This is a genomic window from Streptomyces sp. DH24 (assembly GCF_029813775.1).
Taxonomy (GTDB): domain Bacteria; phylum Actinomycetota; class Actinomycetes; order Streptomycetales; family Streptomycetaceae; genus Streptomyces.
The window spans coordinates 197,485-220,357 of sequence record NZ_JARVKW010000007.1; the positions used below are offsets into that span (position 1 = coordinate 197,485).

The 22,873-nt window shown below is 73.1% G+C and carries 15 protein-coding genes; 5 read left to right on the top strand and 10 right to left on the bottom strand.

What is annotated here, in order from left to right:
• Positions 1 to 74: 74 nt before the first annotated feature.
• Entirely contained in the window at positions 75 to 671 is a 597-nt protein-coding gene (locus QC282_RS08450; RefSeq protein ID WP_279548606.1) for a M48 family metallopeptidase, read from the bottom strand.
• Positions 672 to 937: 266 nt separating this feature from the next.
• Between QC282_RS08450 and QC282_RS08455 the strand changes: the two genes are divergently transcribed.
• Positions 938 to 2,152 carry a TOMM precursor leader peptide-binding protein gene (locus QC282_RS08455; RefSeq protein ID WP_279548607.1) on the top strand — a complete coding sequence of 405 codons (1,215 nt, stop codon included), beginning with the start codon at positions 938 to 940 and terminating at the stop codon, positions 2,150 to 2,152.
• Positions 2,145 to 3,527 (top strand): AarF/ABC1/UbiB kinase family protein, encoded by a 1,383-nt coding sequence (locus QC282_RS08460; protein ID WP_279548608.1) that lies wholly within the window; start codon positions 2,145 to 2,147, stop codon positions 3,525 to 3,527. The genes QC282_RS08455 and QC282_RS08460 overlap by 8 nt, the downstream gene beginning before the upstream one ends.
• A gap of 247 nt (positions 3,528 to 3,774) precedes the next feature.
• On the opposite strand, the gene QC282_RS08465 is transcribed toward QC282_RS08460, so the two are convergent.
• The 4 genes from QC282_RS08465 to QC282_RS08480 form a co-directional block, all read right to left on the bottom strand.
• Positions 3,775 to 4,098 (bottom strand): hypothetical protein, encoded by a 324-nt coding sequence (locus QC282_RS08465; protein WP_279548609.1) that lies wholly within the window; start codon positions 4,096 to 4,098, stop codon positions 3,775 to 3,777.
• Positions 4,095 to 4,463 (bottom strand): WhiB family transcriptional regulator, encoded by a 369-nt coding sequence (locus tag QC282_RS08470; RefSeq protein WP_019754617.1) that lies wholly within the window; start codon positions 4,461 to 4,463, stop codon positions 4,095 to 4,097. The genes QC282_RS08465 and QC282_RS08470 overlap by 4 nt, the downstream gene beginning before the upstream one ends.
• Before the next feature lie 175 nt (positions 4,464 to 4,638).
• Entirely contained in the window at positions 4,639 to 4,965 is a 327-nt protein-coding gene (locus tag QC282_RS08475; protein WP_279548610.1) for a hypothetical protein, read from the bottom strand.
• Positions 4,966 to 5,107: 142 nt separating this feature from the next.
• Entirely contained in the window at positions 5,108 to 7,336 is a 2,229-nt protein-coding gene (locus tag QC282_RS08480) for an ATP-dependent DNA helicase UvrD2 (RefSeq protein ID WP_279548611.1), read from the bottom strand.
• A gap of 215 nt (positions 7,337 to 7,551) precedes the next feature.
• On the opposite strand from QC282_RS08480, the gene QC282_RS08485 reads away from it, so the two are divergent.
• The gene (locus QC282_RS08485; protein WP_279548612.1) at positions 7,552 to 7,791 is read left to right on the top strand and encodes a mycoredoxin; all 240 of its coding nucleotides are present in this window, start codon (positions 7,552 to 7,554) and stop codon (positions 7,789 to 7,791) included.
• An 88-nt stretch (positions 7,792 to 7,879) separates the two neighbouring features.
• On the opposite strand, the gene nudC is transcribed toward QC282_RS08485, so the two are convergent.
• The 5 genes from nudC to QC282_RS08510 all read right to left on the bottom strand — a co-directional run bounded on the left by nudC (position 7,880) and on the right by QC282_RS08510 (position 18,290).
• Complete coding sequence (gene nudC, locus QC282_RS08490) at positions 7,880 to 8,833, bottom strand: NAD(+) diphosphatase (RefSeq protein WP_279548613.1); 954 nt, start codon at positions 8,831 to 8,833, stop codon at positions 7,880 to 7,882.
• A 141-nt stretch (positions 8,834 to 8,974) separates the two neighbouring features.
• On the bottom strand, positions 8,975 to 10,387 hold the full coding sequence (locus QC282_RS08495) for a dipeptidase (RefSeq protein ID WP_279548614.1): 1,413 nt from the start codon (positions 10,385 to 10,387) through the stop codon (positions 8,975 to 8,977).
• A 10-nt stretch (positions 10,388 to 10,397) separates the two neighbouring features.
• The gene (locus tag QC282_RS08500) at positions 10,398 to 13,961 is read right to left on the bottom strand and encodes an ATP-dependent DNA helicase (RefSeq protein WP_279548615.1); all 3,564 of its coding nucleotides are present in this window, start codon (positions 13,959 to 13,961) and stop codon (positions 10,398 to 10,400) included.
• 105 nt (positions 13,962 to 14,066) lie between these two features.
• Positions 14,067 to 17,639 carry an ATP-dependent DNA helicase gene (locus QC282_RS08505; protein WP_279548616.1) on the bottom strand — a complete coding sequence of 1,191 codons (3,573 nt, stop codon included), beginning with the start codon at positions 17,637 to 17,639 and terminating at the stop codon, positions 14,067 to 14,069.
• A 255-nt stretch (positions 17,640 to 17,894) separates the two neighbouring features.
• On the bottom strand, positions 17,895 to 18,290 hold the full coding sequence (locus tag QC282_RS08510) for an MGMT family protein (protein ID WP_279548617.1): 396 nt from the start codon (positions 18,288 to 18,290) through the stop codon (positions 17,895 to 17,897).
• A 177-nt stretch (positions 18,291 to 18,467) separates the two neighbouring features.
• Here QC282_RS08510 and QC282_RS08515 point away from each other — a divergent pair, with 177 nt between their 5' ends.
• Together QC282_RS08515 and QC282_RS08520 are read left to right on the top strand one after the other, a co-directional pair.
• Positions 18,468 to 21,188, top strand: a complete 2,721-nt coding sequence (locus QC282_RS08515; protein WP_279548618.1) for a lysylphosphatidylglycerol synthase domain-containing protein — start codon at positions 18,468 to 18,470, stop codon at positions 21,186 to 21,188.
• 75 nt (positions 21,189 to 21,263) lie between these two features.
• On the top strand, positions 21,264 to 22,814 hold the full coding sequence (locus QC282_RS08520; RefSeq protein ID WP_279548619.1) for an alpha/beta hydrolase: 1,551 nt from the start codon (positions 21,264 to 21,266) through the stop codon (positions 22,812 to 22,814).
• Positions 22,815 to 22,873 lie beyond the last annotated feature (59 nt).

The following is a 22,873-nucleotide window of genomic DNA, read 5'->3' on the forward strand; positions in this document are numbered from 1 at the left end:
ACCGAACGATGTCGGTACAGACCCGGTACACAACGCGCGCCCGGTCGTGCCGGACCGCACCTTCGGGTACTCGATCACTCTCCGCGCGCGCCGGGCACGTGCGGCAGCCGGTCGGCGGCCACGACCCCTTCGAGGTAGCCGCGGGCCCGCTCGGTGCGCGGATAGGCGTCCAGCAGCCGCCAGAAACGCGGACCGTGGCCGGGGACCAGAAGGTGGGCCAGCTCGTGCAGGAGGACGTAGTCGACGACGTACTCGGGCATGCCCTGCAGCCGGTGCGACAGACGGATGCTGCCCTCGGCCGGCGTGCACGAGCCCCACCGGGTGTTCTGGTTGGTGACCCAGCGGACCGAGTTCGGCCTGGCGCGGCCGTCGAAGTACTGCTCGGAGAGCCGCTCGGCGCGCTCGGCCAGCTCGGCGTCGCCGAGCACCCGTCTGCTCTCCTGGGCGGCGAGTTTGTCCAGCATGACGTTCACCCAGCGCTGCTCCTCCGCCTCGGACATCCGGGCGGGGATGAGCACGACGGTGCGATCACCCTCGCGGTACGCGGAGACCGTCCTGCGTCGGCGGGAGCTCCTGCGCACCTCGATCGCGCTCGCCTTCGAGCCGCTGGGCGGTGGGCTCGTCGTGCTGCGCTGTGGGCTTCCGGCGCGGTGCAGTGGGTCGGCGGACACGCCCCGACCGTACCCGGTGGGTATGGGGGAAGTCCCGGCTCCGGAGGCCTTCCGTACCGATCCCCCACCGAGCGTTTGATTTGTACGACTGACGCGCCGGGACGACGGGACCGACCGACGCGGCCGATTTGTACGACGAATCTCCTTGCCTGTGGACAACTCTCGACGTCCGATCGGCCGGGTCGGGCATGCTGGCCATCGCCGGGGCGGCTTCGACCGAGCCCGACCGGCGCACGGGGACGTTCAGTGGCATACGGGGGCCTGCGATGCATCCAGTGGTGAAGCCCGCGCTCAGGCGTGGCTGGCGCGATCTCAATACGGTGCAGTTCGGGATGAGTCCGGCGCACGCGCTGACGCTCGGCCCGGTCGACACGGCGACGGGCAGCTTCCTGGAGTTGCTCAACGGCACCCGAGGGCTCCCCCTTCTGCGCGAGGAGGGGCGGCGGATGGATCTGCCGGACGGCCATGTCGACCGGCTGGTGACGCGGCTGAGCCGGGCCGGGCTGCTCGACGACGCGAGAGGCGGCGGACCGGCCGCCGCCGCCCTGCGGGAGAAGAAGGACGTCCTCGACCGGCTGCGTCCCGACCTGGCCTCCCTGTCCCTGATCACGTCGGAGCCGGGCGACGCGACGAAGCGGCTGGCCGCGCGCGCCTCGCTGCGGGTGCGGGTGCGGGGCGCGGGCCGGGTCGGCGCGGTGCTGGCCGCGCTGCTGTCCGGAGCCGGTGTCGGGGAGGTCGACGTGCGGGACTGCGGCCGCGTCGAGCCGTGGGACGTCGCACCGGGCGGGCTGCCGGCCGAGGCCGTCGGCGACCGCAGGGCCGAGGCGGCCCGACGTGTGGTGCGCGACGCCGCCCCGGACCGTCCCGCACGTCGGGGCCCGCGGTCGCCGCTTGAGGAACCCGAGCCGGGCTTCTCGCTGGTGGTCGTCGCCCCTCGGGACGACGTCGCCGTGTACGCGCCCGACCCGGCGGCGGCGGAACCGCTCATGGCGTCCGGCACGCCCCATCTGTACGCCGGCGTCGTGGAGGGAACGGGCGTCGTCGGTCCGCTCGTCCTGCCAGGTGAGACGGGCTGCGCCGGCTGTCTGCAGGAGGAGCGCACCGACCGGGACGAGGCCTGGCCCCGCCTGCTCGCCCAGTGGCGGTCCGCGAAGCCGCGCCAGGTGCGCGCCTGCGATCTGACCCTCGCGACGTCCGTGGCAGGGCTGGCGGCGGCTCACGCGCTCGCCTTCCTGGACGGCCGGGTACCGTCGGCGGCCGGAGCGCGTTGGGAGGTCTCCGTGCCGGACCTGCGATGGCGTGCGCGGCCGGTTCGGGCGCACCCCGCGTGCCCGTGCGGAGCGGCGCAGAAAGGTAACCAGGAACACACCTCAAAGAACGGGCAGTGGCACGAGACAATGGCAGAGCAACTGCCGTCAGAACAGCTTCATCGTCAGGCAGACGCGGCGCGGCTGGCTGGGACCTGGAGGGCGCATGTCTGATCTTCCCCGCAAGGCGGTCACCCGGACCGCCAAGCTCGCCGCGCTCCCGCTCGGCTTCGCCGGCCGGGCCACCTGGGGACTGGGCAAGCGGATCGTCGGCGAGTCCGCCGAGCTCGTCGGCCGTGAGCTCCAGCAGCGCACCGCCGACCAGCTTTTCAAGGTGCTCGGCGAGCTCAAGGGCGGCGCGATGAAGTTCGGCCAGGCGATGTCCGTCTTCGAGTCGGCCCTTCCCGAGGAGGTCGCCGGTCCCTACCGCGCGGCGCTGACGAAGCTCCAGGACGCGGCACCGCCGATGCCGACCCGCACGGTGCACGCGGTGCTCGAGGAGCGGCTCGGCGCGGACTGGCGCGAGCTGTTCCTGGAGTTCGAGGACAAGCCCGCGGCAGCGGCGTCGATCGGCCAGGTGCACCGCGGGGTGTGGCACGACGGCCGCGAGGTGGCCGTCAAGGTGCAGTACCCCGGCGCGGGCGAGGCCCTGTTGTCCGACCTGAACCAACTGAGCCGCTTCGCCCGCCTGTTGGGCCCGCTCGTGCCCGGCATGGACATCAAGCCGCTGATCGCGGAGCTGAAGGACCGGGTCTCGGAGGAACTGGACTACGCCCTGGAGGCGCAGGCCCAGCAGACGCACGCCGAGGAGTTCGCGGACGACCCGGACATCGTGGTTCCGGCCGTGGTCCACCAGGGCGAGCAGGTCCTCGTCACCGAGTGGATGGACGGCGTTCCGCTGTCCGAGGTGATCGCGGACGGCACCGACGAGCAGCGCAACCGGGCGGGTCAGCTGCTCACCCGTTTCCTGTTCTCCGGCCCGGCCCGCACCGGCCTGCTGCACGCCGACCCCCACCCGGGGAACTTCCGTCTGCTGCCCGGCGGACCCGACGGCGACGACGACTGGCGCCTGGGTGTCCTGGACTTCGGCACCGTCGACCGCCTGCCCGGCGGCCTGCCGCTGCCGATCGGCGAGTCCTTGCGGATGACGCTCGACGGCGAGGCGGAGGCCGTCTACGAGATGCTCTGCGCGGAGGGCTTCGTCAAGGAGTCCATAGAGCTGGACCCCGACGCGGTCCTCGACTACCTGCTGCCGATCATCGAGCCGGCACAGGCCGAGGCGTTCACCTTCAGCCGGGGCTGGATGCGCGGCCAGGCGGCCCGCATAGCCGACCCCCGCTCCCCCGCCTACCAGTTGGCCAAGCAGCTCAACCTGCCCCCGGCCTACCTCCTGATCCACCGGGTGACGCTGAGCACGATCGGTGTGCTGTGCCAGCTGGGCGCGACGGTGCGGATGCGGGAGGAACTGGAGGAGTGGCTGCCGGGCTTCGTGGAGGACACGGACTTCGTGGCGGACACGGACGAGGAGGAGTCGGCCGCCCCCGCGTGACGTCGGGGCGGTGGGTCGGCGGGCTCCGGGCCGACGGGCTCCGGACCGGCGGGCACCCGGCCGACGCCACTGAGCGGATGGGCCCGCAGCCAGGCACCGGGCCGGAGCCACTGAGCGGCTGGGCCACCGGACTCCGAACCCGCCGGTGGCACAACGCATCGCGGGGGCCGGTCCGTTCGGCCGGACCGGCCCCCGCGGGGAAAGCTCACCTCCCGGGCCGGGAGGTCACCGCTTCAGGTGTGCGTGGTTACTGCATGACGGCCATGGCGAGCGCACGGCGGGCGCGCAGGGAGGCGCGCTCCGCCCGGCGCTGCATCCGGCGGGCGGCCGCCAGGCGCACGGCCTGACGCTCCGCCTCGGCCTCGTGCAGGCGCTCGTGCATATGCGCACGTGCCAGGGCTTCTGGGATGAGTTGCATCTCTCGGGTCCTGTTCTGACGCGAGTCATTCGCATCGCTGAGGGTGACGTCTTCGGTCGCGGAACCTGCGGGCTCGTAAGTGGACGGCTTCATCGGGGCCTGCTTCTTGGGGTCGTGCGTGAGGGGGCGGTCGATCGTTCCTGCGGTGTTCATGCTGTGACCGGGTTCTTGCGCGGGCGGCCACGCGGCCGCTTCCGGGCGACGACAACACCCTGGACGAACAGCTCGCCACCCCAGACGCCCCAGGGCTCACGCCGCTCCTTCGCGCCGGCGAGGCAGGCCTCCATCAGCGGGCAGGTGCGGCAGAGGGACTTGGCGTACTCGACATCGGCCGGCGACTCGGCGAAGAAGACCTCCGGGTCGTAGGAACGGCAGGGGACGGGTACGCCGAGGTTCTCGATGGCGTCGTCGAGCGCGGTGAGCGCGGTGAGCGGAGTCAAGGTGGAGTCCTCCGTGAGGCCGGGCTTGGGGATCGTGTCGGAAGGCGGTACGGACGGGGCGTGCGCTTCGAGTTGCACGGTTCGTCTTCCTCGTCTGGTCGTTCCGGCCGGGTCGGCCGGGGGCGGCTGGGTACCGGGTTCTTTTCTTGTCCCGAGGCTCCTTCGCTCTGTTGTCCACGTTCGGGGACAAACAGAAGGGCCGCGGATCCCGGGTGGGGTTCCGCGGCCCTGAAGGCGCCGGCCTGATCGGCGATCAGGCTGGATCACTCCAGGGTTCTGGCCCACGGAAGGCCCACATCAGGTGGTGCTGCGTCGTCTGCTTCCGGAATGCGGCACCGGTCGCCGTAAAGGCATAGGCCTGGGCCTGTGCCACTACTGCCGCTTCCAGTGCCTTGGTCGGTCGCTCATTGCGCTCACGGACGGGAAGACCCGCGGGAGACACGGCGGACGCCGGACGGGCGGCACGAATGCCGGACAGACCGGTGCCCGGGTTGGAGGCGCCGAGCAGGCAGGTGGAGGCGACGACCGAGCGATCGGTCATTTTCACGGTGCTGAAGGAGCTGGTGTTGATGCTGATCACAGGACTCGCCTCCTCTCGGCGTCTCGGGGGACTGGGGTGAACCAGTCCGCGGATATGCAAGTACAACACGGAATCAGGGCCTACGAGAAGGCCTCCGTTCCCGTGCCTAAGAACCTATGGGGATTGCTGGGGCAGGCGCAAACTATTTTTTCGACGAGTTCGTATCAGACGTCGTCCCGCCGTCCTCGTCGTCGAACGCGAGGTCCTGACCTGCGCACAGGGCGAGGACGTCCGCGCCGTAGCGGTTGAGCTTGCGCATGCCGACACCCGGGATCCGTGCCAGCTCGTGCTCGTCCTCGGGGCCCGTCTCGGCGATCGCCATGAGGGTCTTGTCGGTGAAGACGCAGAAGGCGGGCTGCCCGCTGCGCCGCGCCTGGACGGCACGCCACTCGCGCAGCCGCTCGTAGAGGCCCTCGTCCATGTCGGAGGGACAGTCCTCACAGCGCATCAGTTTCATCTCGCCGGCGTCGGTGAGCGTGCGGCCGCAGACCCGGCAGCGGGCCGGGGCGCGCTGCGTCCGCCGGGGCGCGACGCCCGCGGTGGGCGTGAAGCCGCGCTCGACGCCGCCCGCCCTGCCCGCGGCGCTGCGGCCCGCCGCCCCGGCCGAGCCGGGGCGCAGCCCGTCGAGGAACCGGCTGGGGCGGCGGTTGGCCCGCCCGCCCGGAGCGCGGGACAGCGCCCAGGACAGGTACAGGCGCTCGCGGGCGCGGGTGACGCCTACATAGAGGAGGCGGCGCTCCTCCTCGATCTGCTCGTCGGTCTTCGCGTAGGTGATCGGCATCATGCCCTCGGCGACACCGACCAGGAACACCACGTCCCACTCCAGGCCCTTGGCGGAGTGCAGGGAGGCGAGGGTGACGCCCTGCACGGTCGGGGCGTGCTGGGCGCTCGCCCGCTCGTCGAGTTCGGCGACGAGGTCGCTCAGGGTGGCGCCGGGTCTGGCGGCGGCGAAGTCGTGCGCGTGGTTCACCAGGGCGGCCAGGGATTCCCAGCGCTCTCTGACGGCGCCGGAACCGGCCGGTGGCTCGGACGTCCAGCCCTCTCCCGACAGGACGGCACGCACCTGGGAGGGCAGGTCGACGACGTCGTCGAGCAGGGAGTCGTTGCCGCCGAAGCGGGCCGCGCCACGCAGGGCGATTCCGGCCTTGCGCACCTCGGGCCGGTCGAAGAACCGCTCGGCGCCCCGCAGTTGGTAGGGCACTCCGGCGTCGGCGAGAGCCTGTTCGTAGGTCTCGGACTGGGAGTTCGTGCGGAACAGGACGGCGATCTCGCTGGCCGGCACCCCGGAGGCGATGAGTTCCCGGATGCGGCGGGCGGCGCCCTCGGCCTCGGCGGGTTCGTCGGTGTACTCGGTGTAGACGGGCTCGGGGCCCGGGGCGCGCTGGGAGACGAGCTCCAGCCGGTGGTCGGCGGCGCGGCCGCGGGCCTGGGCGAGCAGGCCGTTGGCGAGGTGGACGACCTGGGGGGTGGAGCGGTAGTCGCGGACCAGCTTGACGACGGTGGCGCCGGGGTGGCGGGTGCGGAAGTCGAGGAGGTGGTCGGGGGTTGCCCCGGTGAACGAGTAGATCGTCTGGCTGGCGTCGCCGACCACGCACAGGTTGTCCCGGTCGCCGAGCCACAGCTCCAGCAGGCGCTGCTGGAGTGGGCTGACGTCCTGGTACTCGTCGACCACGAAGTGCTGGTACTGGGAGCGGACCTGGTCGGCGATGTCCTGCCGGTCCTGGAGGACGGCCACGGTCAGCAGCAGCACGTCCTCGAAGTCGATGACGGCGCGCTCGCGCTTGAGGTCCTCGTAGGCGGCGTAGAGCTGGGCGATCTCGGCCGGGGCGCGGGGTGCCTCGCGGCCGGCCTTGGCGGCGGCGAGCACGTAGTCGGAGGGGACGGTCTGGGTGACCTTGGACCACTCGATCTCCGCGGTCACGTCACGCAGCTCGCCGCGGTCGAGGCGGATCCGGCAGGCGGCCGCCGCGTCGGCGACGAGCTTGATCTTGCGGTCCACGAGCCGGGGCATGGAGCCGCCGATCGCCTTCGGCCAGAAGTACTGGAGCTGACGGAGCGCCGCCGAGTGGAACGTGCGCGCCTGGACGCCCTGGGCGCCGAGCTGGCGCAGCCGGCCGCGCATCTCTCCGGCTGCGCGGTTGGTGAAGGTGACGGCGAGCACGCTGGAGGGCTGGAGGATTCCGGCGCGGACGCCGTAGGCGATCCGGTGGGTGATCGCCCGGGTCTTGCCGGTGCCGGCGCCCGCCAGCACGCACACCGGTCCGTGCAGGGCGGTGGCCACTTCGCGCTGCTCGGGGTCGAGCTCTTCGAGCACCGCGTCGGCCGTGTCCGGTACCTGCGGGAAGAGAGGGGAGTGCGTTGCTGCTGTCACACAGCCATGCTGCCAGGTCGCCGGAGACGGGTGAGCCGGTTGTCCACAGGCTCGGCCTCGCGGTCGTACTAATGCGGCAGGCGTCACGTCACGCAGCGTCCCGTCCCGTCTCCGGGCGGGAATGGCTGCGCGGTCACGTACGTTCCTCCACTGCGACCACCACGCATACCCGAGCCGCCGAAGGAGCGCGAGAAGACAGGTCGGGCACTGTGACGATGTACAGCACCACGTGGTGCGGCTACTGCCGCAGGCTGAAGAGTCAGCTGGACCGCGAGGGCATCGCGTACACCGAGATCAACATCGAGCAGGACCCGGAGTCCGCGGCCTTCGTGGAGAAGGCGAACGGCGGGAACCAGACCGTGCCGACGGTCCGGGTGCTTCCCACCGCGGGCGGCGACGAGGTCGTGATGACGAACCCGAGCCTGGCGCAGGTCAAGCAGGCCCTCGGCGCCTGACCATCCCGGGACGCGCGTGCGAAGGCCCCGGTCGGCGAGACAGCCGGCCGGGGCCTTCGCGCGGGCCGCGCGGCCCGCGCGCGTGTGCTCAGACGCCGCGCGTCGGCAGGGGCTTGCCGTACCAGAGCTCGATCAGGCGGGCCGCGATGGAGATGCCGTACGGCGGGAGGACCTCGCCGGACTCGAAGGCGGCGTCGAGTTCGTCCCGGGAGAACCAGCGGGCCTCGTGGATCTCGTCCCCGTCCACGTCGATGGCGGTGGACGTGGCGCGGGCCACGAAGCCCAGCATGAGGCTCGACGGGAACGGCCAGGGCTGGCTGGCGACGTACTTGACGTGTCCGACGGTGACGCCTGCCTCCTCGTAGACCTCGCGGCGCACCGACTGCTCGATGGACTCGCCGGGTTCGACGAAACCGGCGAGCGTCGAGAAGCGGCCCTCGGGCCAGTGCACCTGGCGGCCGAGCAGGATGCGGTCGTCCTCGTCGGTGACGGCCATGATCACGGCGGGGTCGGTGCGCGGGTAGTGCTCGGCGCCGCAGGCGGGGCAGCGGCGGATGTGTCCGGCGGCGGCGATGACGGTGCGCTCGCCGCAGCGTGAGCAGAAGCGGTGCGTGCGCTGCCAGTTCTCCAGGCCGACCGCGTGCACCATCAGGCCGGCGTCGCGGGGCGACAGCAGCAGGCCCGCCTCGCGCAGGCCTGCGGCGCGGGCGGACTGGTCCATGCGTCCGGGCAGCGAGTCCTTCTGGAGGGCGAAGTACCGCACGCCGTCCTCGTCGATGCCGAGGAAGTAGCGGTGCGCTTCGGTGAGCGGGGCCTCGAAGGACGGGGTCATGACGAGTTCGGTGCGCCCGTCCGGCGTCTCGTCGATGAGGACCTGGCCGCCGGAGACGACGAAGCAGCGCGTCGTGGGGTGGCTCCATGCCGCCGCGAGCCAGGCCTCGTCGAGCCGGTGGTGGGCGGCCCGGTCGATGCCGCTCGGGGCGGTGAGTGAGATGGGGCGGTCGGCGGTGTGGTCGGTCCAGGTGGTCACGGGTGCTTCCATCTCCCCCGGTGGAACGGTTTGGTTCGGTGGTTCAGCTGGCAGTGCGGCGGGAGGCGGGCGGGGCCTGTGCGGGCCGGGTCGGGCGGGGCGGCCCTCCCAGTGTGCCCCGCGCGGGGTACCGCTCCGGACGGTTCGGGGGGCTCAGGGCTCCTGCCTCCAGTGCTCGGCGAGGTCGCCCCACAGGTACGCGCTCGTCTCGGCTCCCTTGAGGAGGAGGTCGAGCTCCACCTTCTCGTTCGGAGCGTGCCAGCCGTCGGAGGGGACCGAGATGCCCAGGAAGAGCACCGGGGCGCCGAGGACCTCCTGGAGGTCGGCGGCGGGTCCGGAGCCGCCTTCGCGCGTGTAGCGGACGGGCTTGTCGAAGGCCCGGCCCATGGCGCGGACGACGGACTGCAGCGCCGGGTGGTCCAGCGGGGTCAGGCACGGGCGCGTGGCCGCGGCGAACGTGATGTCGCAGCGGACCCCGGCGGGCACCTGTTCCTCGGCCCAGGCCCGGACGGCCTTCTCGATGTGGCCGGGGTCCTGGCCGGCGACGAGCCGGAACGACAGCTTCACCATCGCGGAGGACGGGATGATCGTCTTGCTGCCGGGGCCCTGGTAGCCGCCGCCGATGCCGTTGACCTCGGCGGTGGGCCGGGCCCAGATGCGCTCCAGGGTGGTGTGTCCGGCCTCGCCGTGGGTGGCGTGCGACTTGGCGGCGCCGAGCCACCGCTGCTCGTCGAAGGGCAGCTCGGCGAAGAGTTCGCGCTCCCGGTCGGTCAGTTCGATCACGCCGTCGTAGAAGCCGGGGACGGCCACGCGTGCGTGCTCGTCGTGCAGGGCGGCGACCAGGCGGGCTACGGCGGTGGCCGGGTTGGGCACGGCGCCGCCGAAGGAACCGGAGTGGATGTCCTGGTCGGGGCCGTGCAGCCGGATCTCGCACTCGGCGAGGCCGCGCATGCCGGTGCACACGGTGGGGGTGTCCTCGGACCACATGCCCGTGTCGGAGACGATCACGGCGTCGGCGGCGAGGCGGTCGGCGTGCTGCTCGACCAGCGCCCGGAAGTGCGGCGAGCCGGACTCCTCCTCGCCCTCGACGAGCAGCTTCAGGTGGACCGCGGGGGCGGTACGGCCGGTCGCGGCGAGGTGGGCACGGACGCCGAGTGTGTGGAAGAACACCTGGCCCTTGTCGTCGGCGGCCCCGCGCGCGTAGAGGCGGTTTCCGCGGACGACGGGCTCGAAGGGGTCGCTGTCCCAGCCGTCCTCGCGGGCGGCGGGCTGCACGTCGTGATGGCCGTAGACGAGAACCGTGGGCGCCTCGGGGTCGGCGCAGGGCCACTCGGCGAACACGGCCGGGGCGCCGGGCGTCTGCCAGACCTCCGCCGTCGGGAAGCCGGTCTCCTTCAGCTTGGCGGCGAGCCAGTCGGCGCTGCGCCGTACGTCCGCCGCGTGGCCGGGCTGGGCCGACACGGACGGGATGCGCAGCCACTCGGCGAGGTCGTCGAGGAAGGCGGTGCGGTGCTGCTCGATGTACGTACGGACGGCGCTGACGGCACTGTCAACGGGCTGGCTCATGGTCACGAGCCTATCGGCCCGCGCCGGCATCCTCGGAGTGCGGTTCCTCACCGGACGGCTCCCCCAGCAGCAGCCGCTCCAGGGCCGCGCGGTCCGGCAGGCCGTCCGGGCGTACGACCTCTCCGCTGCGGACGTACAGGAACGCGGCCGTGACCGATTCGAGCGGAACGCCCTGCTGCTCGGCCCAGGCGAGGCGGTACACCGCGAGCTGGAGCGGGTCGGCGGTGCGGCCGCGGCCGGTCTTCCAGTCGACGATCTCGTACGCCGCGTGCTTCCCGTCGCCCTCCTTGTAGACGGCGTCGATCCGGCCCCGGACGACGCGGCCGGCGAGGGCGAGCTGGAAGGGGGCCTCCACGCGGTAGGGCGTGCGGTGCGCGTACTCGGTGCGCTCGAAGGCGTCCTTGAGGGCTTCGAGGTCGCGCTCGTCGGCGATCTCGGCCTCGCTGCCCGGCAGGTCCTCGGGTTCCAGCATGGGCAGGGTCAGTTCCTCGAAGCGGGCCTCGATCCAGGCGTGGAACCGGGTGCCGCGGCGGGCGGCGGGCTGCGGCGGGCGGGGCATGGGGCGGGCCAGTTCCTGCGCGAGGCCGTCCGGGTCGGCGGCCAGGCGCAGCAGCTGGGAAGCGGTGAGCGACGCCGGGAGGGGGACGTCGGTGACGCTCTCGCGGGCGCGCAGGAGTTCACCGGCGAGGGCGTCGAGGTCGCGGTCCCAGGAGGCGACGACGCGGGTCTCCTCGGGGGTGAGGGGGGCGCGCGCGGGCTGCCCGCCGGTCTGCGGGGACTCGTGGGCGGACCGCGGAGGCTCACCCGCGGGCCGCAGCCGGCCGGACCGGGTGTCCTCGGGTGCGCCGGGCCCGTGGTGGGCCTCCGGTGCGGTCGCCTGGTGGGGGACGGTCGGGCGGTCCGTGGTCCAGGTGTCCCAGTCGGCCGGTTCCTCCTCGAAGGGGTCGGCGGCGAAGGGGTCGTCCTCGGTGACCGGGATCTCGTCGTCCGGCGGCGGGGGCCAGTCGGGGTCCTCGTAGGTGTCCGGGTCGTGGGTGGCGGCAGGGTGGCCGTCGCCGTCGTCTTGGGAGGCCGCCAGGGAGTCCAGGTGGGCCAGTACGGTCTCGGCGGCTGCCCGGCGCCTGGCCAGCGCCGTGGCGTCCAGGGGCAGCGGCCACACCTGGTCGGCGGTCGCCCGGTGCAGGGCGGGGTTCTCCTCGTCCTCGGCGGGTTCGTCGGCCCAGGCCTCGATCTCGCCGTGTCCGGCGGCGCAGTGCTCGTACAGGGCTTCCAGGAACGGGGACGGCCCGCGCGGCTTCTTCTGGGCGGGCCCCCACCAGTGGCCGGAGCCGAGGAGCAGGGAGCGTGGCCGCGTGAAGGTGACGTATCCGAGGCGGAGTTCCTCGGTGTGCTGGTGCTCCTTCATGGCTTCCTGGAAGGCCTTCAGACCGCGCGCGTCCCACGAGGCGACGTCGGGCAGCGTGTCCGCGTCGCCGCGCAGCTCGTGCGGCAGCACCTTGCCCTGCGCGGTCCACTTCTCGCGGCCCTTGCTGCTGGGGAAGGTGCCGGTGACCAGGCCGGGGACGGCCACGACGTCCCACTCCAGGCCCTTGGACTTGTGGGCGGTGAGCACCTTCACGGTGTTCTCGCCGCCGGGCAGGGCGTTGTCGAGGCCCTTCTCGTACTGCGCGGCGGTGCGCAGGAAGCCCAGGAAGGCCAGCAGGGTCGCCTCGCCGTCGCCGGCGGCGAAGGAGGCGGCGACGTCGAGGAAGTTCGACAGGGTCTCGCGGCGGCGGGCGGCCAGCGCGTGCGGCGACGCCGACAGCTCGACCTCGAGGCCGGTGACGGCGAGGACGCGGTGCAGGACGTCCATGAGCGGGTCGGACAGCGAGCGGCGCAGGTCGCGCAGCTCGGCGGCGAGCCGGGCGAACCGCACGCGCGCGTCCGACGAGAACGGCAGCCCGTCGTCGTCGCCCCGGCCGTCGAACGGCGTCTCCAGGAACGTGTCGAGGGCGTCCGCGAGCGAGATCACCTCGGCCGGGTCGACGCCCTCGACGGCCGCGGCGAGCCGCCGGTCCGGGTCGTCGTCGTCCACGCGCGCGTGCGACACGAGCAGCCGGGCGCGGCGCCCGAGGAGGGCGAGGTCGCGCGGGCCGATGCGCCAGCGCGGCCCGGTCAGCAGCCGCACCAGGGCGGCGTTGGCGCCCGGGTCCTGGAGCACTTCGCAGACGGCGACGAGGTCGGCGATCTCGGGCAGGTGCAGCAGCCCGGACAGGCCGACGACCTCGACGGGGACGTCCCGGGCGACGAGCGCGGCCTGGATCTCGGCGAAGTCGGTCGCGGTCCGGCACAGGACGGCGATCTCGCCGGGCGCCTTGCCGGTGTTCACGAGGTGGGCGATCGAGTCGGCGACCCACTCGATCTCCTCGGCGTGGGTGCGCAGCAGGGCGCAGCGGACCAGGCCGTCGCGTTCGGCGCCGGGGGCGGGGCGCAGGGCCTCCACGCCCGCGTGCATGGCGCGCAGCGGTTCGGCGAGGCCGTTGGCGAGGTCGAGGAGGCGGCCGCCGCTGCGGCGGTTCTCGCTGAGGGCCTGGCGGGTGGCGGGGCGGCCGTCGGCGTGGGCGAAGTGCTCGGGGAAGTCGTCGAGGTTGGCGACGGAGGCGCCGCGCCAGCCGTAGATCGCCTGGCAGGGGTCGCCGACGGCGGTCACCGGGTGGCCGGTGCCGGCCCCGAACAGGCCGGCCAGCAGCAGACGCTGGGCCACCGAGGTGTCCTGGTACTCGTCCAGGAGGACGACGCGGAACTCGTCGCGCAGGATCTCGCCGACCTCGGGGCGGGTCTGCGCGAGGGTCGCCGACAGGGCGATCTGGTCGCCGAAGTCGAGCAGGTCGCGTTCCCGTTTGGCGGCCCGGTAGCGCATCACCAGATCGGCGAGTTCGCGGCGGGCGGCGGCGGCCTCGGGGACCTTGCGCAGGTCGGCGTTGCCGAGTCTGGTGCCTTCCAGGGTGCGCAGCAGATCGGCGTCCCAGGCGCGCAGGTCCTGGGGCCGTACGAGGTGTTCGGCGAGTTCGGAGTCGAGGGCGAGGAGGTCGCTCACCAGGTCCGCGAAGGAGCGGGTCAGGGCCGGGTAGGGGCCGGGGGCCTCGCGCAGCACGCGCGCCGCGAGCTGGTAGCGCGTGGCGTCGGCGAGCAGGCGGGAGGTCGGCTCCAGGCCGATGCGCAGCCCGTGGTCGGTCAGCAGGCGGCCCGCGAAGGCGTGGTACGTGGAGATCACCGGCTCGCCCGGAGGGTTGTCCGGGTCGATGGCGTCGGGGTCGGTGACGCCGGCCTTGATGAGTGCCGTGCGGACGCGTTCGGCGAGTTCGCCGGCGGCCTTGTTGGTGAAGGTGAGGCCAAGGACCTGCTCGGGGGCGACCTGGCCGGTGCCGACCAGCCAGACGACGCGCGCCGCCATCACCGTGGTCTTGCCCGACCCGGCGCCGGCCACGATCACCTGCGGAGCAGGCGGCGCGGTGATGCAGGCCGTCTGCTCCGGCGTGAACGGGATGCCGAGGAGCTCCTTGAGCTGATCGGGATCGGTGATACGAGCGGGCACCTCAGAGAGGCTAGCGGCGGCCACTGACAACGGATGACGGATCGGCCGCCGGGCCGGGAGAAGCGCAGGCCGGCACGGGTGGTGCGACCGGTCACACCGCTGCGCTCACTCCACGACGTGCCGCCCCTCGGGCCGCGCGCTGCACGACGCCCGGAACGCGCAGTGCGTGCAGTGCTGGCCCGCCGTCGGTGTGAACCGCTCGTCGAGCACCTTGCCGGCGGCCGTGGCGAGCAGTTCGCCGATCCACTCCCCCTCCAGGGGCTGCTGCGCCTGGACCTTGGGCAGGGTCTCGCCGCCGTCGCGCTTGGCGGCGCCCTGCCGCAACTGGACGAGTTCGGCGCCGCCCGGCTCGGGGCGCGCCCCGTCGAAGACCTCGTCCACGGCTCCCTCGCGCACCGCGAGCTGGTACACGGCGAGCTGCGGATGACGGGCCGTCTCGGCGGCGGTGGGCGCCTGCTTGCCGGTCTTGAAGTCGACGACGTAGGCGCGGCCGTCGCCGTCGGTCTCGACCCGGTCCATCTGGCCGCGGATGCGGACCTCGTAGTCGCCCGCCCCCAGGGTGACGTCGAAGTCGTGTTCGCTGGCCACCGGTGTGCGGCCCGCGCGGTCCATGACGTGCCACTTCAGGAAGCGTTCGAGCGCCACGCGCGCGTTCTCCTTCTCCTGCGCCGACTTCCACGGCGCGTCGAAGGCGAGCGCGTTCCACACGGAGTCCAGGCGCTCCATGAGGACGTCGAGGTCCGCCGGGGTGTGCCCGGAGGCGACCTCGTCGGCGAGGACGTGGACGACGTTGCCGAAGCCCTGCGCGGCGGTGGCGGGCGCGTCGGCCTTCACCTCGCGGCCCAGGAACCACTGCAGGGAGCAGGTGTTGGCGAGCTGGTCGAGTGCGCTGCCGGAGAGCACGACGGGCTGGTCGCGGTCGCGCAGCGGCACCTTCGACTCGGTCGGCTCGAACATGCCCCACCAGCGGTAGGGGTGCGCGGCCGGCACCAGCGGGCGGCCGTCCTCGTCGGCGAGGGCGGCGAGACGGGCGAGGCGGCGGGCGGCGGCCTCCCGGAGGGCGTCGGACACGCGCGGGTCGACGGTCGTCGCGCGCAGCTCGGCGACGAGCGCGGCGACGGACAGCGGGCGGCGCGGGCGCCCGGTGACGTCCCTGGGTTCCACGCCGAGCTCGGTCAGGAAGCGGGAGGGCTGGTCGCCGTCGTCGGCGGGTGCCTGTACGGCGGTGACGACGAGGCGTTCACGCGCGCGTGTGGCGGCGACGTAGAACAGACGGCGCTCCTCGGCGAGCAGCGCGCCCGGGGTGAGGGGCTCGGCGAGTCCGTCGCGGCCGATGCGGTCGGCCTCCAGCAGGGAGCCGCGGCGGCGCAGGTCCGGCCACAGGCCCTCCTGGACACCGGCGACGACGACCAGACGCCACTCCAGGCCCTTGGAACGGTGCGCGGTCATCAGGCGTACGGCGTCGGGGCGCACGGCACGCCGCGTGAGGGTGTCGGCGGCGATGTCCTCGGCGTCGATCTCCGCGAGGAAGTTCAGGGCGCCGCGTCCGCCGGTGCGCTCCTCCGCGCGCGCGGCGGTCGCGAACAGCGCGCAGACGGCGTCCAGGTCGCGGTCGGCGTTGCGTCCGGCGGCGCCGCCCCGGCGGGCGGCACGCTCCAGGCGGGCGGGCCAGGGTGTGCCGTCCCACAGGTCCCACAGCGCCTCCTCGGCGGTGCCGCCGCTGGCCAGGCGCTCGCGGGCCGTGCGCAGCAGCGCGCCGAGCCGCTGGGCGCCACGCGCGTACGCGGGGTCGTGCACGGCCAGGCGTTCCGGCTCGGCGAGCGCCCGCGCGAGCAGCTCGTCCGACGGCGGCGGCAGCGGGTTTCCGGCGGCCCGCTCCTCGTCGCGCAGGGCACGCCCGAGGCGACGCAGATCGGCGGCGTCCATCCCGGCGAGCGGGGACGTGAGCAGGGTGAGCGCGGTCTCGGTGTCGAGCCAGCAGGCACCGGCGTTCCGTGCCGGCGCGTCGAGACCGGAGTTGGCCTCGGCGACGCGGGCATCGAGGCCGGCGTCCGCCTCCGCGACACGCGCGTGGGAGCCGGTGTCCGCCCCGCCAACCCGCGCATCGGGGCCCGTGTCCGCCCCGGCAACCCGCGCGTCGGAGCCGGTGCCCGCCCCGCCAACCCGCGCGTCCGAGCCCGTGTCCAGGCCTGCGCCACCCCGGTCGGCGTCTTCCTGTACGTCTTCCTGTACGTCTCCCGACTCGTCGCGCCCGGCCCCCGCCTCCGCCTCCGCGACCCGTGCCGCCTCCGCCGTGGCCACCGCCCGCAGCGCCGTCAGCAGCGGCGCCACCGCCGGTTCGTGCCGCAGCGGCAGGTCGTCGCCGTCGATGTCCAGCGGGACACCGGCCGAGGTGAGCGCGCGGCGGACCACCGGGATGGTGCGGGAGCCCGCGCGCACCAGGACGGCCATGTCGCCCCAGGGGACACCGTCCTCCAGGTGCGCCCGGCGCAGGATGTCGGCGATGTTGTCCAGCTCGGTCCCGGCCGTCGGGTACGTGTACACCTCGACGCGTCCGCCGTCCCGTACCGGCGTGAGCTCGCGGTGGGCGCGCACCTGGTCGGCGGGCAGCCGGGGCAGCGGCATCCGCTGGGTCAGCAGGCGCGTGGCGGCGAGCAGCGCGGCGCCGGAGCGGCGGGAGGTGCGCAGCACCTCGACGGGCGCGGGCCGGCCGTCCGCGCGCGGGAAGGCGTGCGGGAAGTCCAGGATGCCGTTCATGTCGGCGCCCCGGAACGCGTAGATCGACTGGTCGGGGTCACCGAAGGCGACCAGCGTGCGGCCGCCGCCGGCGAGGGCGCGCAGCAGCCTCACCTGGGCCGGGTCGGTGTCCTGGTACTCGTCGACGTACACGGCGTCGTACTGGGCGGCGAGCCGGCGTGCGGCCTCGGGGCGGCGGGCGAGGAGCACCGCGCGGTGGACGAGTTCGGCGTAGTCGAGGACGCCCTGGAGGTCGAGCACGTCGAGGTACTCGGCGAGGAACGCGGCGGCGGCCCGCCAGTCGGGGCGGCCGATGCGGCGGGCGAAGGCGTCCAGGGAGCCGGGGTCGAGGCCCAGTTCGCGGCTGCGGGCGAGGACGGCGCGGACCTCGTCGGCGAAGCCGCGGGTGGTCAGGCAGGCGCGGAGCTCGTCGGGCCAGCGCACGTGCGCGAGGCCGTGCCGCTCCAGGTCCGTCTGCCCGGCGAGCAGCTCACGCACGGTGACGTCCTGCTCGGGTCCGGACAGCAGCCGCAGCGGCTCGACGAAGAGGTCGCTGTCCTGGTGGGCGCGGACCAGCGCGTAGCTGAACGAGTGGAAGGTGGTCGCCTGCGGGGCGCGCGCCGCGCCTATGCGCAGGGCCATGCGGTCGCGCAGCTCGACGGCGGCCTTGCGGCTGAAGGTCAGCACCAGGATCCGCTCGGGGTCGGCGCCGCGGGCGATCCGTGCGGCGACGGACTCGACGAGCGTGGTGGTCTTGCCGGTGCCCGGGCCCGCGAGGACGAGCAACGGTCCGGTCACGTGGTCAACCACGGAGCGCTGTGCGGCGTCAAGACGAGGGGGATCCGGTCGGGCCGGCGGGGTACGCACCAGTCGGTAAGCGCCACGGTTCCCCTGTCGCACCTGGGAGTGCGACAGGCGCCTGGTGGAGGATGAGGAGCTCACGTGGTTCGCCGGTCCTGGTGGGTGTGCTGGTGGCCCCACCACCGCGTGCACGGCGGTGGCGGCGGGGTCGGTGGGGCACGCGCAGCCGACGCTACGCCGCCGAGAGGCACGGAAGCAGGGCTTCCGCTTCTTCCCCGGCGACGCTCGTGGCACTCCCGCCCCTTGCCCCACGAACGTACGTCATGCCACGGACGTCCCCCGTTTCCCCCGTACGGGTCACAGGCCGCACCCGGACTAACCGGATGGCGGAAGCTGTCAGGTGTGACCCTCCGCGTGCTCGCCGCCGTCCCACCGCGCCCGCTTCAGGTCGACGCGCGGCAGATGGCCCTCGGCGGCCCGGCTCGCCCCCTTCAGCGGCGTGCCCTCCGCCCGGTAGTGGCCGAGCGCCTCCAGTTCGTGGCCGGGCAGCAGCAGCCCGTCCGCGCGGACGACGCGCCACCACGGCACGGCGCTCCCGTAGAGGGACATCACCCGGCCCACCTGGCGGGGCCCGCCCTCGTCCAGCCACTCGGCGACGTCTCCGTAGGTCATGACGCGGCCCGGCGGGATCAGCTCGGTGACGTCCAGCACCCGCTCGGCGTACTCGGGCAGCGCGTCCGCGGGTGCCGCGCCGGCCTGGCCGGGAAGACTGTCCTCACTCATCCGCCCCATCCTGCCCCACCCCACCGACAACCCGACCCGCTGGCGCCCGGACGGATCCCTCGCCCGCCGGCAGCGGTTCGGGCAGACTGTCCGCCCCCGCATGTGCACCCTGATGCCCCCGTGTGTCGGTGCGGCATGCCACCATCGTGCGGGCGGTGACCGGTGATACGAGACCAAGAAGAGACGATGAAGCAGCAGGGTGCGCACCCCGAGGGCCCGGAGGGCACCTCTGACGCTTCGTCGCGTCCGGGCGCCGCGGACCGTGCCGGCGACGGCGACGCCACGGCGGACGAGCGGCACGCCGACGAGGGCCACATCGACGAGGTCGAGGGCGACGAACCGCTGCTCCCCGCGCGCGTGCACCGTCCCTCGGACCTCATGCGCCTGCTGGTGGGCGTCCTCGCCGTGGTCGTACTGCTGGCGATCGCCGCGTTCGCGCACGGCACGACCTCCGGCCTCGAACAGGACATCAACAAGGGCACCGGACAGGCGCCCGACCTGCTCATCAAGATCGCGGGACTGGCGTCCAGCATCGCGATCCTCCTGGTGCCGGTCGCCTTCGCCATCGAGCGGCTGATCAAACGCGACGGACTGCGCATCGCCGACGGTGTGCTCGCCGCCGTCCTCGCGCACGGCGTGACCCTCGCCACGGACCTGTGGGTCGCCAAAGCCGCCCCGGACTCCATCCAGGAGGCGCTGACCCAGCCCTCCCCCGGCGACATCACCGCCCTCACCGACCCCGTGCACGGCTATCTGGCACCCGTGATCGCCTACATGACGGCCGTCGGGATGTCGCGCCGGCCACGCTGGCGCGCGGTGCTGTGGATCGTGCTGATGCTGGACGCCTTCTCGATGCTCGTCACCGGCTACACGACGCCGTTCTCGATCATCCTGACGGTGCTGATCGGCTGGAGCGTGGCCTACGGCACGCTGTACGCGGTCGGCTCGCCCAACGTGCGCCCCACCGGCCGGACCCTGATGGCGGGCCTGCGGACCGTCGGCTTCCGCCCGGTGAGCGCCTCCCGCGAGGAGGCCCCGGACGCGACCGAGAGCGGCGACCGGGGACGGCGCTACTTCGTCACCCTGGAGGACGGCCCGCCCCTGGACGTCACGGTCGTCGACCGGGAGCAGCAGGCGCAGGGCTTCTTCTACCGCGCGTGGCGCAATCTCACCCTGCGCGGCTTCGCCACCCGCAGCAGCCTCCAGTCCCTGCGCCAGGCCCTGGAGCAGGAGGCACTGCTCGCGTACGCCGCCATCGCGGCCGGCGCCAACGCGCCCAAGCTGATCGCCACCTCCGAGCTGGGCCCCGACGCGGTGATGCTCGTCTACGAGCACTCCGGCGGGCGCTCCCTGGACTCGCTGCCGGACGAGGAGATCACCGACGATCTGCTGCGCGAAACCTGGGACCAGGTGCGGGCGCTGCAGTCCCGGCGGATCGCGCACCGCAGGCTGGTCGGCGACGCCATCCTGGTGGATCGTTCCGGCACGGTGATCCTCACCGACCTGCGGATCGGCGAGATCGCGGCCGGTGACCTGCTGCTGCGCATGGACATCTCGCAGCTGCTGGTGACGTTCGGCCTGCGGGTGGGCGCCGAGCGTGCGGTGGCCTCGGCGGTGGGCGTCCTCGGTCCCGACGCCGTGGCGGACTGTCTGCCGATGCTGCAGCCCATCGCGCTGAGCCGCTCCACGCGCGCGACGCTGCGCAGGCTGGCGCGGGAGCGGACACAGCGCGAGCGCGAGGCGGTGCTGGAGGCGTCCCGGCAGGCCAAGGAGGCCCGTCTGGCGGCGGCCGACGACACCGCGCGGCCCGTGCCGGAGAAGCCGGACAAGAAGGCCGAGCGCGCCGAGGCACGGGCCGAGAAACGCGCCATCGACGAGGCCCTGGACGAGGCGCGCGAGGAGGATCTGCTCACCCAGATCCGCTACGAGGTGCTGCGGATCAGGCCGCAGGCACCGGTGGAGCCGGCCCGTCTGGAACGGGTGCGGCCGCGCACGCTGATCAGTTTCATCGCCGGTGCCATCGGCGCGTACTTCCTGCTGACGCAGCTGACGCACATCGAGTTCGGGCCGCTCATCGCGAACGCCGAGTGGGGCTGGGTCGCCGCCGCGGTGCTGTTCTCGGCCGCCAGCTACTTCGCGGCGGCGATGGCGCTGCTGGGGTTCGTGCCCGAGCGGGTGCCGTTCGTGCGGACGGTCGCGGCGCAGGTCGCCGGGTCGTTCGTGAAGATCGTCGCGCCGGCGGCGGTCGGTGGCGTCGCCCTGAACACGCGGTTCCTGCAGCGCGCGGGCGTGCGGCCGGGGCTCGCGGTGGCGAGCGTCGGCGCCTCGCAGCTGTTCGGGCTCGGCTGCCACATCCTGATGCTGCTGGCCTTCGGTTACCTGACCGGCACCGAGAAGACGCCGTCGCTGTCGCCGTCCCGCACGGTGATCGGCGGACTGTTGACGGTGGCCGTGCTGGTGCTGGTGGTGACGTCGGTGCCGTTCCTGCGGAAATTCGTCGTCACGCGCGTGCGGTCGCTTTTCGCGGGTGTCGTGCCGCGCATGCTGGACGTGCTGCAACGGCCGCAGAAGCTGGTCACCGGCATCGGCGGCATGCTGCTGCTGACCGCCTGCTTCGTGATGTGCCTGGACGCCTCGATCCGAGCCTTCGGCGACGAGACGACGTCCATCAGCATCGCCGGTGTCGCCGTCGTCTTCCTCGCGGGCAACGCGCTCGGCTCGGCGGCCCCCACGCCGGGCGGTGTCGGCGCCGTGGAGGCGACCCTGACGGTCGGTCTGATCGCGGTCGGCCTGCCCAAGGAGGTCGCGGCGCCGGCCGTGCTGCTGTTCCGGCTGCTGACGCTGTGGCTGCCGGTGCTGCCGGGCTGGCTGGCGTTCAACCACCTCACGCGCAAGGGCGCGCTGTAGCTCCACAGGGCAGTGCTGTAGCTCGTCCGGCCCGCGTCCCGAGCGCGGCGACCGGGGCGAGCGCAGGATGGAACCATGCCGAAGCCGTCCCGGATGCGCACCGCTGCCCTGACCGCCACCGCCGTGCTGCTCTCCGCCCTGGCCGCGGGGTGCGGCGGCGACGACGACGCCGAGGACGAGGACCTGCCGAGCCAGGAACTCAGCTGGGAGGACTGCCCGGCGCCGTCGCAGGAGCAGGGCGGAGGCGACGGCCCCTCACCGCTGCCGGGCGGCGGCGACTGGCAGTGCGCCACCATGAAGGCGCCCCTCGACTGGGACGAACCCAAGGGCGAAACGATCGACCTCGCGCTGATCAGGGCGAAGGCGAGCGGCGGCGCCGGCGAGCGGATCGGCTCGCTGGTCTTCAACTTCGGCGGCCCCGGCGGCTCGGGCATCGCCACCCTGCCCGCCTTCGGCGCGGACTACGCGAAACTGCGCACCCGCTACGACCTGGTCAGCTTCGATCCGCGCGGGGTCGGCCGCAGCGCCCCCGTGCGGTGCCAGAACGACCAGCAGCTCGACGCGTACTTCCAGCAGGACGCCACGCCCGACGACAGCGCCGAACGCACCGAACTGCTGGACAGCACCAGGGAGTTCAACGAGGCCTGCGAGAAGAACTCCAAGAAGGTGCTGCCGCACGTGCGGACCACCGACGCGGCCCGCGACCTGGACCTGATGCGCCAGGTCCTCGGCGACGACAAGCTGCACTACTTCGGCATCTCCTACGGCACCGAACTCGGCGGGGTCTACGCCCACCTGTTCCCGAAGAAGGTGGGCCGTGCCGTCTTCGACGCCGTCGTCGACCCGACGCAGACGCCCGAGCAGGGCTCCCTCGGCCAGGCCAAGGGCTTCCAGCTGGCTCTCGACAACTACGCCGAGGACTGTGTGTCGAAGGTCGAGGACTGCCCCGTCGGCGAATCCGCCCAGGACGTCAAGGACCGCATCGCGAAGCTGCTGAAGGACCTCGACAGCAAACCGCTGCCGGGCATCTTCCCGCGTGAACTGACCCAGACGGCCGCGACCAACGGCATCGCGCAGGCGCTGTACTCGAAGGACTTCTGGGAGTACCTGACCGAAGGGCTTCAGGGGGCGTACGAGGGTGACGGCCAGGTCCTGATGCTGCTGTCCGACTCGATGAACGGGCGCAACGAGAACGGCGAGTACAGCAACATCACCGCGGCCAACATCTCCATCAACTGCGCCGACGACAAGCCCCGCTACGCCCCCGAGTACGTGGCGCGGAAGCTGCCCGAGTTCCGCTCCGCCTCCGGGCTGTTCGGCGACTACCTCGCCTGGGGCATGCTCAGCTGCACCGACTGGCCGGTGCCCGGGGCCGCCGACCATCCCGACGTGAGCGCGCCCGGCTCGGCGCCGATCCTGGTGATCGGCAACACGGGCGACCCGGCCACGCCGTACGAGGGGGCGCGGAGGATGGTGGCGGCGCTCGGCAAGGGGGTCGGGGTCGAGCTGACGTACAGGGGCCAGGGGCACGGCGCGTACGACAGCAAGAACAAGTGCGTGCAGGACGCCGTGCACGGCTATCTGCTGGACGGGAAGGTGCCGAGGGCGGGCACGGTCTGCTCCTGAACACACCCTGAGAACCCACAAACCAGCAGGTCAAAGCGTTATCCACAGGCCCCGGCGGC